This window comes from Candidatus Cloacimonadota bacterium, from assembly GCA_020532085.1.
GTDB lineage: Bacteria > Cloacimonadota > Cloacimonadia > Cloacimonadales > Cloacimonadaceae > Syntrophosphaera.
In genome coordinates, this window is record JAJBAV010000001.1 from 14752 (window position 1) to 25082 (window position 10331).

Below are 10331 nucleotides of genomic sequence, written 5' to 3' on the forward strand. Positions count from 1 at the left end.
ACAGATCAGGAGAAGTAATGAAAGCAAAGAAACAGAGGCCGGCAGGCGCCATCGATTTCGCGCGGATCAGATACTCCGCGGAGACGGAACTGGAACGGGTGTTGGAAAAGGATTTCGCGCTGGAGCAGTATTACGACGTTTTTGACAACCGCGACGAGGTGGAGGCCATCACCAACGAGATGCTTTCCAACACCGTGTTGCTCAGCGAGGCCATCGCCCCGCGCATCTACAGCCTCTGCAGCGAGATCCAGTCCAAGCTGGGCTTCGCGGAAAAAATCGATTTCTACCTGCAGTCCTCAGCCGAGATCAACGCCTTTTCCATCAACGGTTACGACTATGTGCCCAACATCATCTGTTTCACCTCAGCCCTGATCCAGCAGATGGACGACAACGAGCTCCGCTTTGTGATCGGCCACGAGATCGGTCACCTGATCTACGACCACAACAAGCTGGACGTGGTGCAGCGCTTTCTGAACAAGAACGAAGGCGAACGGCTGCCAGCCATGATCACCCTGCACTACCTGCGCTTCATCAAATACGCCGAGATCAGCGCCGACCGCATCGGCTTCATCGCCATGCCGGACATCAATGTGGTCACCAACACCTTTTTCAAGCTCACCTGCGGGCTTTCACAGGAGCATCTGAATTTCGTGGCCGCGGAGTATCTGAAACAGCTGGACCGGATCCGCGAGATCGGGGTGGGCGATCTCTTTTCCTCCCACCCCAATTCCATGATCCGCATCCAGGCGCTGATGCACTTCGCGGAATCGGAACTGGTTCCACAAACATCCTCCCAGTCCATCAACCAGGAACAGCTGGATGCCCGGGTCTCGGAGTTGCTGGCACTTTTGGAAACCAAGCCCAAAAAGGAAAAGGAACAAAAGATCGTGGAATTTCTGGCCGCCGTGGGGCTTTACATGGCCACCTTCGACAAAGACAGCCTTGAAGAAAAATGGAACCTGCTCTTCGACTGGATCTCGGACTACACCACCCAGCCCGAGATCTATCTGCAATTCAAGAACGAAGCCGAGATCAAAAAGCGCGTGAAGGCGATCTGCAAACATTACGCCAACCAGCAGGACAATGATAAATTCACCCTGATGGAGCAGATCGTGTGCGTGACCCTGATCGACGGCCGCCTGGAACTGGGCGAGAAACAAAGACTGGCGGAACTGGCCGCGGCTGTCAATATCTCGCCCGACGCGCTGAACCTGATCATCCGCAAATGCAGCGAAAACGTTCTCACCCCCAACAAGAAATTCATGCTGGGTGGTTCCAGCTGAGGCCTGGAACCGTTTCAGGGGAAACAACCATGGTAAAATGCCTGCTGATCTGCCTGCTCTTGCTGGCAACCGCCCTGAGCGCTCAAAACGCGATCCTGGGCGTCCTAATTTCCAACCTGAAGGCGGAATTTCCAGCCCGGGACCTGCGGGCCAGCGTTCTGCAACTGAGTCAGGCCGGTTACTCCGTCCTCCATTATGACGCCAGCTACGCGATCGTTATTGCTCCGGACAGGCCCACACCTGCCTTTCCTGGCGCTTTGGTGCTTTCCGAGTTTCCGCCCCGCCAGCATCTCTACCTCTTAAGCGAACCCCCGATGGCAGCTCCCGCCGAACTTGGGGCGACAGGAAAGATCCTGCTGGAGCTGGATTCAGCCCTTCTGTTCGCCAGCGATCTGGATGAAGAGGAACTGCGAGCTCGGACATCCTGCCAAATCACTCAGCTCAGCCTCTCCCCCATACGCCTGACCGCCTCAAAACCGCTTCCACCTTGGACCGGGGTATTACGCGCGGACGTAGCCCAACTGGTGTCCAGCGTGAGCGCGGATTCCATTCTGGCCCGGATCCAACATCTTCAGGATTTTGGGACGCGGCACGCCTACACGGACACCCGTCTGCCCGTGGCCCAGTGGATCCAACAGCAGTTTCTGTCCTTTGGGATCAGCGACGTGCAGCTGCAGGAATTCAGCCACAACGGCTATCCGCAGTACAACGTTGTCGCCACCCTGCCTGGAACCGAATTTCCAGACCAGTATATCATCATCGGCGGACATCACGATTCCACCAGCAACGACGCGTATAATTTCGCTCCCGGGGCGGATGACAATGCCAGCGGGGCCGCCGCCGTGATGGAGATCGCCCGGGTGATGCTGCTAAGCAACCATCAGCCCAAAGCTTCGGTCCGCTTTATGACCTTTGCCTGTGAGGAACTGGGTTTGAAAGGTTCCTACAACGATTCCGCCATCATTCACACAGCTGGGATGGACGTACGGCTGATGATGAATTTCGACATGATCGGCAACAACGAGCATGACCCCTCCGAGTGGGTTGTGCGCCAGATCCCTTACGACGGTTCTCTTGCCTACACGGATTACGCCGTGGGCATCACCGAGCAATACACCAGCCTGGATTCCTATGCCGACGAGGGCTGGTTCAACTGCTCCCGCAGCGATTCCTATCCCTACTGGCAGAAGGGATACAACATCATCTATTTCTTCGAAGAGGACATGGACAGCGCAATCTATCACACTGTGTACGACGTGGTGGATAGCTTGGAGATCGATTATTGCACGGAAGTGATCAAAGGCGCGGTGGCCTGCGCCGCCATCTTTGCCGATCTGGAAGAGCTTTCCGGGATACCCGTAGCGACCCCGGCCACAGAAATCTGTACAGACAGCTTCACAGCCAATTGGGAAGCCGTTTCCGGCGCCACCGGCTACTGGCTGGATGTTTATCAAACCCTAAATCACGGCCCTGCCAGCGAGCTCTTTTTTTCGGAATATCTGGAGGGAACCGGCTACAATAAAGCACTGGAGATCTTCAATGGAACTGGGTCCCAGGTTGACCTAAGCGATTACCTAATAGAGTACTTCCCCAATTCCTACACCTACGCCTATCAAACCTTGTATCTTTCAGGAATTCTGGAGGACGGAGAGGTCTATGTGATAGCGCATCCCAACTCGAACGTGGTGATTCGCGACCGCAGCGATCTGCAAAGCGCCTTGGTAACATCATTTGACGGAGACGACCAGATCGCCTTGAAAAAATTGTCAACCGGTTCCTATGTTGACATCTTTGGCCGGATCGGCACCGACCCTGGATCATATTGGGGTTCCGGCACCCTGGTCACCCAAAACCGGACTCTGGTGCGCAGAAGCACCGTCACCGGCGGCGTGACCGCCAATCCGGCCAGCGGCTTTCCCACCCTGTACACCGAGTGGGAAAGCCATCCCATAGACAGTTGCGGCAACCTGGGAACCCACTCCATGGAAACTATCGCGTATGTGCCCGGATTCGAAGATCTCAGCGCAGGGCTTGCAACGAGCTCTGAAGTTTACGGGCTTTCCCCTGGCGAAAACTATCATTACGTGGTCCGGGCAGATCTCGGCTACGGAACCTTTGGCGATTCCAATGTGATCAGCGTCAGCACCGGTTTGGTAAGCCCGCAACCCTTTCTAGTCAAGCTAACAAACGGTCTCGTGCTCAGTTGGCCGGCGGTGAACAGCGCCAGTACTTACAGGGTGGAGGCAGCGGATGAACCTGGCGGGGAATATACTTTGGAGGCAGAGACACCGTCCTTGGAGCTGGAGATCACTCCGGATCGAGCCCGCAGATTCTTCCGCGTGACAGCGATCCATTGAGCAAAGCACTTCCCAGCGCGTTCCGAATACATCGCTGTCTCTTTTTTTTTGACTCATCTTTTTGTTCCTGGTAATGAATTCGGGCCCCAACCAGCTGAAGCTTATGCTGCAGAAATTCTCTGTCACTCTGTCCCTCTGTTTTTGTCAACCTTGCTTTTCCCTGTTTTATTCCTTATTTGAAGGCCATTATCTCTATTCTCCCCGCATGGCGGTGATGAACTTTGAAGCGGAGCGAATCACCTTCTCCAGCGGGGCCAAAAAAAGGATTGACGCAATATCGGGGTGCAAAAATGTGGTTGGATAGGAAAATTTGGTATGGAACACAGACTGATCATCGCCATCGACGGTCCCGCCGCTTCGGGAAAGAGCACCACCGCCCAGCGTTTGGCGCTCAGGCTGGGCTACGTCTATCTGGATACCGGGGCGATGTACCGCGCCTGCGCTCTGCAGGCTCAACTCAGCGGGGTCAGCCTGGACGACGCGGAGGCCGTGGCAGCCATGTTGGAAACGATCGACATTCGCATCGAGACTTCCGGCGCGACCAACGTGATCCTGCTGGAGGGCAGGGACGTATCGGAAGACATCCGCGCCAATGCCATTTCCAAACTTTCTTCAGATATTTCCGCCCTGCCCGCCGTGCGTTACCGCATGGTGGAGCTCCAGCGCCGGATGGGTGCCCAAGGCGGTGTCATCCTGGACGGGCGCGACATTGGCACCTTCGTTTTCCCGGATGCCGACATCAAGTTTTTCCTCACCGCCTCAGCCGAGATCAGGGCCCGGCGCCGTTGGCTGGAACTGCAAAAGAAGGGCATAGAGAAAGAGTTTGACGAAATTCTGCATGAGCTGGAAGAACGCGACCGCAACGATGCCAGCCGCGCCCTGGCACCCCTCGCCGTGGCGGAAGACGCCATCGTGATCGATACCGGTGCCATGAGCGTGGACGAGCAGGTGGATACGCTGCACAGCTTGGTATTGGCCCGGCAGGAGGGAATATGAAAGTATTGCTGGCCGAGCACTCCGGTTTCTGCTTCGGGGTCCGCCGCGCCCTCCAAATGGCCCGCGAAGCCAAAGCCGCCGGTGGCGAAGTGCGCACCCTGGGCGATCTGATCCACAATCCCCGCATTGTACGGGAACTGGCCTCCGAAGGGATAGTGAGCGTGGAAGATGTCACCGGGGCCAGCGGCACCAAGGTGGTGCTGCGTTCCCACGGCGTTTCCAAAGAAGACCTGGCCGCCCTGCGGAGCGGCGGCTGCGAGATCATCGACGCCACCTGCCCCTACGTGGAGCGTGCCCAGCAGCTGGTAGCCGCCCACGCTGAAATTCCCGTGCTGATCCTCGGCGATCCCGATCATCCGGAAGTGAAGGGCATGCTGTCCTACGGCAATTCCCACACCCGGGTGCTCCGGCCCGGCGAGTTTCCCGGCGACGGACCCTGGAAAACCCTGTGCGTGGTTTCCCAGACCACCCAAAAGCTGGCCAACCTGCAAACCTTGGTCCAAAGCGTGTTGCCGCGCTGCCTGGAGCTCATCGTTTTCAACACCATCTGCTCCGCCACCTCCCTGCGCCAGGAAGCGGCCGTGGCGCTGGCCAAAGCAAGCGATCTGATGCTGGTGATCGGCGGCCGCAACAGCTCCAACACCAAAATGCTGCAAGATCTCTGCTCCCGCGAAACCCGCAGCCTGCACATCGAGGACGCCGGCGAGCTCACTTTGCCCGATCTCGCGGACGCTGCCAACATCGGCCTGGCCGCCGGGGCCTCCACCCCGGAAGAGGCTATCCTGGAAGTTTACAACCAGATTTTCAAATTAATGGGGATCCCCGGCGCGGTAAGCCGTTTCGAGGAAATCCCCAGGTATAAGGAGGAATCATGTTAGATCATGATCAGAACCAAGACCAGCCCGTTCCGGAAGAAATTCTGAAGGAAGGGGAAGGCACGACGTCAAAAGCAACTGAAGAAGTAACGGCACCCGCAGCGGAACCTATTGCCGAGGTAACGACAGAATCTGAAGCAGCAGAGGCCCCCCCGGAAACCCCGGCGGAACCTGCCGCCGCAACCATCCCCGAGCCTGAAGTGCAGGCCGAAACCCCAGCCGAGCCTGAAACCCCGGCGGAACCCGTGGCTGAAGAACAGCTTGAAACCCCGGCTGAGCCTGAAGCTCCGGCTGAACCCGTGGCTGAAGAACAGCTTGAAACCCCGGCCGAGCCTGAAACCCCGGCTGAGCCTGAAACCCCGGCGGAACCCGTGGCTGAAGAACAGCTTGAAACCCCGGCTAAGCCTGAAACCCCGGCGGAACCAATCCCGGCGCCCAAGCCCAAAGCGGCCAAACCCGTTTCGGAGCATCCGGACGACGAACTGATGAATCTGCTCGATGAGCATGAATCCAGCTTCCGCCGCGGCGAGATCAAGGAAGGGACCGTGGTGAGCGTCAACGACAAGGACGTGGTGGTGGACATCGGCTTCAAGAGCGACGGAGCGATCCCGCTCAGCGAGTTCGAATACACCGGCATCCCGGAAGTCAACTCCCACATCCTGGTCTTTATCAATGACCTGGACAACGGTGAAGGCCGGCTCTCGCTTTCCAAGCGCAAAGCCGATTTCATCAAGAACATCGAGCTGATCAAACAGGCCGCGATCGACGGCACCATCCTCACCGGCACCATCCGGCGCCGTGTGAAAGGCGGCATGATCGTCAACGTGATGGGCATCGAAGCCTTCCTGCCCGGTTCCCAGATGTCACTCAAACCCATTCCCAACCTCGACCAGTTCATCGGCAAGGAACTTCAGTTCAAGGTGATGAACATCGACGAGGAACACCGCAATATTATCCTCTCCCGCAAGATGGTGCTGGAAGAAGAAGCCAGCGTCAAACGCCAGGAACTGCTCGCCCGCATCCAGGTGGATTCCGAGCTTGACGGAGAGGTGAAAAATATAACCCAATACGGCGCTTTCATCGATCTGGGCGGCATCGACGGCCTCCTGCACCTCACCGACATGAGCTGGGGCAAGATCAATCACCCCACCGACATGCTCAGCATCGGCGACAAGGTGAAGGTGAAAGTGATCAAATTCGATCCCGAAACAAACAAGATCTCCCTCGGCCTCAAACAGCTGGTGCCGCATCCTTGGGAAAACGTGGCCATCAAATATCCCGAGGGCGTGCGCGTCACCGGCAAGGTGGTCAGCGTGAAATCCTTCGGCGCTTTCGTGGAACTAGAGCCCGGCGTGGAAGGCCTGGTGCACATCTCTGAGATGAGCTGGACCAAGAAGATCACCGACGCCCGCAAGATCGTGAAAATGGGCGACACCGTGAACGCCATCGTGCTTGAACTGGACAAGGAAAACCGTCGCATCTCCTTGGGCATGAAGCAGATGGAAGCCAACCCCTGGCTCTCGATCGAGGACCACTATCCTATCGGCAGCGTGATCACCCGACCCGTGAAAAGCCTCACCGCCTTCGGCGCTTTCGTTGAAGTTGAGGACGGCATCGACGGCCTGATCCACATCTCCGACATCAGCTGGACCAAGCGCATCTACCATCCCCGCGAGGTTTACCACAAGGGCCAGGAAGTGGAGGCCGTGATCCTTTCGATCGACCGTGCCCTGCACCGCATCGCCCTGGGCGTGAAACAGCTGCATCCAGATCCCTGGGAGCATCTGAACGATTCCCTGCCCATCAACACAGAAGTGAAGGGCAAGATCGGCAAGCTCATCCCCAAAGGCGTGCTGGTGGACATCCAGGTGGGCGAAGACATCGTGGAAGGGTTCATCCCCATTTCCCACCTCGCCATTCCCAAGCTGGAACACTCTGAAGAAGCCTTCCACGCCGGCGAAGAACTGCCCCTCAAGGTCATCGAGCTGGATATGGAAAACCGCCGCCTCATCCTCAGCGTGAAGGCCTTCTTCTTCTCCCGCGACCCCAAACTCCAGGAAGAATACATCGCCCTGCACGAGCAGTATATGCGTGAGCGCATCGCCCGCCTGCAAAAGAAACGCGCCGAACGCCAGGCCCGGGACAAACAGAAGGAAGAGACTGCCGTTCCGCAGGCTGAAGAGGCCGAAACTCCGGCTGAAGCTGCCAACCAAGACGCTGCTGAAACTGGGGAAAACGTGGAAGCACCGCTGGAAGAAACCGGGGCGGAAGAAACCGCGGTTGAAGAAACCGTGGAAACCGTAACCGAAGAAATCCCCGCGGCAGAACCTGGCGTGGAAGAACCTGTGGTCGAAGAGGCCGTGGAAACCGTAACCGAGGAAGTCCCCGCGGAAGAACCTATCGTTGAAGAACCCGTGGTCGAAGAACCCGTGGAAACCGTGACCGAGGAAGTCCCTGCGGAAGAACCTGTGGTCGAAGAACCCGTGGAAACCGTGACCGAGGAAGTCCCTGCGGAAGAACCTGTGGTCGAAGAACCCGTGGTCGAAGAGACCGTGGAAACTACGGTGGAAGAACTTCCCGTGGAAGAACCTGTGGTCGAAGAACCCGTGGAAACCGTGACCGAGGAAGTCCCCGTGGAAGAACCTGTGGTCGAAGAGACAACTGAAGCCACGGATGAAACTCCGGCCGATCCCGACGCTAAAGAAAACTAAGCCACCGGAGCCAGGAGCACCGAACTTCAATGTTCAGACTGCCCCGTGACCCGGTAAGCAATACAGACGGTATGGCGGTTCACTGGAGCCGCCATATCGTTTTGATTTTGGATTTCCTGTTGCCCGCGCTGATCCTGGCAGCCGGCACCTGGCTGATCCGCGCCCGTGGCCTCGACCTGCGCTTCCAGAGCGCCTTCCACGCCGGCGGTGGCAACTGGATCGGCAACCATATCAAGTTGTTCGACTTCATCTACAAATACGGCACCCTGCCCGCCCTCATCGTCTCCATCACCGGCCTGGTGGTCTTTGTGGCGGGTTTCTTCTCCCACAATCTGGCCCAATGGCGCCGCTCCGGGCTGTTTCTGGCCCTGGTGATGCTGCTCGGGCCCGGCCTTCTGGTGAATGCCGTCTTCAAGGAATACTGGGGACGCCCCCGGCCCAATCAGCTGGCCCTCTACGATGGCAACTTTGCCTATGAAGCCCCGCTCACCATCGATCCCGTCAGCACCGGCGAAGCTTTTCCCAGCGGCCACGCCTCCATGGGTTTCTACTTTTTCGCCCTCTATTTCATCTTTCGCGGCCGCAAAAAGAACCTCACCGCCTGGACCTTCAGCCTCACCCTGCTCTACGGTTTTGGCATGGGCCTCGTGCGCATGGCCCAGGGTGGACATTTTCTCTCAGATGTCCTTTGGTCCGGAGGCATGGTCTGGTTCAGCTGCGCGCTGCTCTACTATCTTCTGAAGATCGACCGCCTGGTCTTTGTGAAGCTGGAACCCGAAGAACCAGGGAATTCGTCGCGGCCAAGCGCGGAAGAAGGGAAAGTGGCTTCAGAAAAAGAGGAAGAAATGAGCGCTGAAGACGCTGATCGCCATGATCTTCGCTGAGAAAAAAATGATAAAACAGAGGGACAGAGAGACAGAGGGAATGAGACGCGGAAAGTCACAGAACAAGGTTATCAGTCCAATCCGTTGAATCCGTGGGGACAATAATTCGTGTTAATTTGTGTAATTTGTGGACAAATCAAATCCGTACAATCCGTATAATCCGTATAATCCGTAGATAGAGTAACTCGTGTTAATTTGTGTAATTTGTGGACAAATCAAATCCGTACAATCCGTTCAATCCATAGGGAAAAGAATCGTGTAATTTGTGGAAAGACTATACCGCAAAAGAATCTTGCTCGAAATAACTTGACACATATACTATGGGAAGAGTTAATGGCTCAAACCAACCAGTGAGGTGAAACATGAAGATAAAATTCAGCTTGGTTCTGGCAGTATTGCTGTTGCTTGCGCTTGCGCTTTCAGCCCAGGATTTCTTATCCAAGACCGCCGTCGGCATCCACGCCGGCACCCAAAGCGGCGTCGGCTATTCCATGCGCTTCATGGGCGAGAAACACGGCCTGCAAGCCACTTTTGGCGCCGGCACCTGGGGCAGCGACAACGTCTATTTCCCCACCCGCTTTTATTACTGGTATGATGATTACTATGACGATTACTGGTATGGCGACCTGGAACCCGGGGATGAAGACGCTCCCGACGACACCCTGGTAACCCTCACCGAAAACGGACGCTACAACGTGGCCAACCTCGGCCTCAACTACATCTATACCCTGGACAAGTTCGACGTTTTCAAACAAAAGGACCACGGCCGGCTCTACGTGATGGCCGGCGGCTCCTACCAGTATTACCGGCAGAACATCTACACCAAAGATTACCACTGGGTTACGGTCGATGACACCCTGGATTACGACCACTACGCGCCCGTGGACGATTCTGACCCCCTCCGCGAGTCCAGGCTGGAACACAGATGGACCGCCGGCGCCGGTTTGGGCGTGGAACTCGCCTTCGGCAAAAACTTCCGCGTGGCCCTGGAACTGCCCATCACCTACAACTGGGAACAGCGCATCGTGATGTATATACCCCAGATCGGGCTTTACTACTACTTCAAATAGACAAGGCTTGTTAAATAGACCAGGGATGAACAGGATCTTAAGGATTCAAGGGATCGGGTTTTCACGTTAAGCAATATACTTGATCCCTATTATCCTGCTTATCTTGTTCATCCCTGATCTATTGCTCTTTTCTCCCGAGAATCCTGCTTATCCTG

General features: G+C 56.5%; 7 protein-coding genes and 1 pseudogene. All 8 read left to right on the forward strand.

The window, feature by feature from the left end; genetic code table 11:
• Positions 1 to 17 precede the first annotated feature (17 nt).
• The 8 genes and pseudogenes from LHW45_00085 (at position 18) to LHW45_00120 (ending at position 10176) form a co-directional block, all read left to right on the forward strand.
• Complete coding sequence (locus LHW45_00085; protein MCB5283985.1) at positions 18 to 1283, forward strand: M48 family metallopeptidase; 1266 nt, start codon at positions 18 to 20, stop codon at positions 1281 to 1283.
• Between the two features lie 29 nt (positions 1284 to 1312).
• Complete coding sequence (locus LHW45_00090; protein MCB5283986.1) at positions 1313 to 3640, forward strand: M28 family peptidase; 2328 nt, start codon at positions 1313 to 1315, stop codon at positions 3638 to 3640.
• 315 nt (positions 3641 to 3955) lie between these two features.
• Positions 3956 to 4636, forward strand: a complete 681-nt coding sequence (gene cmk, locus LHW45_00095; protein ID MCB5283987.1) for a (d)CMP kinase — start codon at positions 3956 to 3958, stop codon at positions 4634 to 4636.
• The gene (ispH, locus tag LHW45_00100; protein ID MCB5283988.1) at positions 4633 to 5514 is read left to right on the forward strand and encodes a 4-hydroxy-3-methylbut-2-enyl diphosphate reductase; all 882 of its coding nucleotides are present in this window, start codon (positions 4633 to 4635) and stop codon (positions 5512 to 5514) included. The genes cmk and ispH overlap by 4 nt, the downstream gene beginning before the upstream one ends.
• A gap of 317 nt (positions 5515 to 5831) precedes the next feature.
• Positions 5832 to 5963, forward strand: a pseudogene (locus tag LHW45_00105) (copper amine oxidase N-terminal domain-containing protein).
• A gap of 33 nt (positions 5964 to 5996) precedes the next feature.
• On the forward strand, positions 5997 to 8222 hold the full coding sequence (locus LHW45_00110) for a 30S ribosomal protein S1 (GenBank protein ID MCB5283989.1): 2226 nt from the start codon (positions 5997 to 5999) through the stop codon (positions 8220 to 8222).
• A 29-nt stretch (positions 8223 to 8251) separates the two neighbouring features.
• Positions 8252 to 9106, forward strand: coding sequence for a phosphatase PAP2 family protein (locus tag LHW45_00115; GenBank protein ID MCB5283990.1), 855 nt, complete (start codon positions 8252 to 8254; stop codon positions 9104 to 9106).
• A 362-nt stretch (positions 9107 to 9468) separates the two neighbouring features.
• The gene (locus LHW45_00120; GenBank protein ID MCB5283991.1) at positions 9469 to 10176 is read left to right on the forward strand and encodes a hypothetical protein; all 708 of its coding nucleotides are present in this window, start codon (positions 9469 to 9471) and stop codon (positions 10174 to 10176) included.
• Positions 10177 to 10331 lie beyond the last annotated feature (155 nt).

Excerpts from the sequence above, each read along its gene's own strand:
- ispH (MCB5283988.1), top strand. The coding sequence starts at position 4,633 with ATGAAAGTATTGCTGGCCGAGCACTCCGGTTTCTGCTTCGGGGTCCGC.
- LHW45_00120 (MCB5283991.1), top strand. The coding sequence starts at position 9,469 with ATGAAGATAAAATTCAGCTTGGTTCTGGCAGTATTGCTGTTGCTTGCG.
- cmk (MCB5283987.1), top strand. The coding sequence starts at position 3,956 with ATGGAACACAGACTGATCATCGCCATCGACGGTCCCGCCGCTTCGGGA.
- LHW45_00085 (MCB5283985.1), top strand. The coding sequence starts at position 18 with ATGAAAGCAAAGAAACAGAGGCCGGCAGGCGCCATCGATTTCGCGCGG.
- LHW45_00110 (MCB5283989.1), top strand. The coding sequence starts at position 5,997 with ATGAATCTGCTCGATGAGCATGAATCCAGCTTCCGCCGCGGCGAGATC.
- LHW45_00090 (MCB5283986.1), top strand. The coding sequence starts at position 1,313 with ATGGTAAAATGCCTGCTGATCTGCCTGCTCTTGCTGGCAACCGCCCTG.
- LHW45_00115 (MCB5283990.1), top strand. The coding sequence starts at position 8,252 with ATGTTCAGACTGCCCCGTGACCCGGTAAGCAATACAGACGGTATGGCG.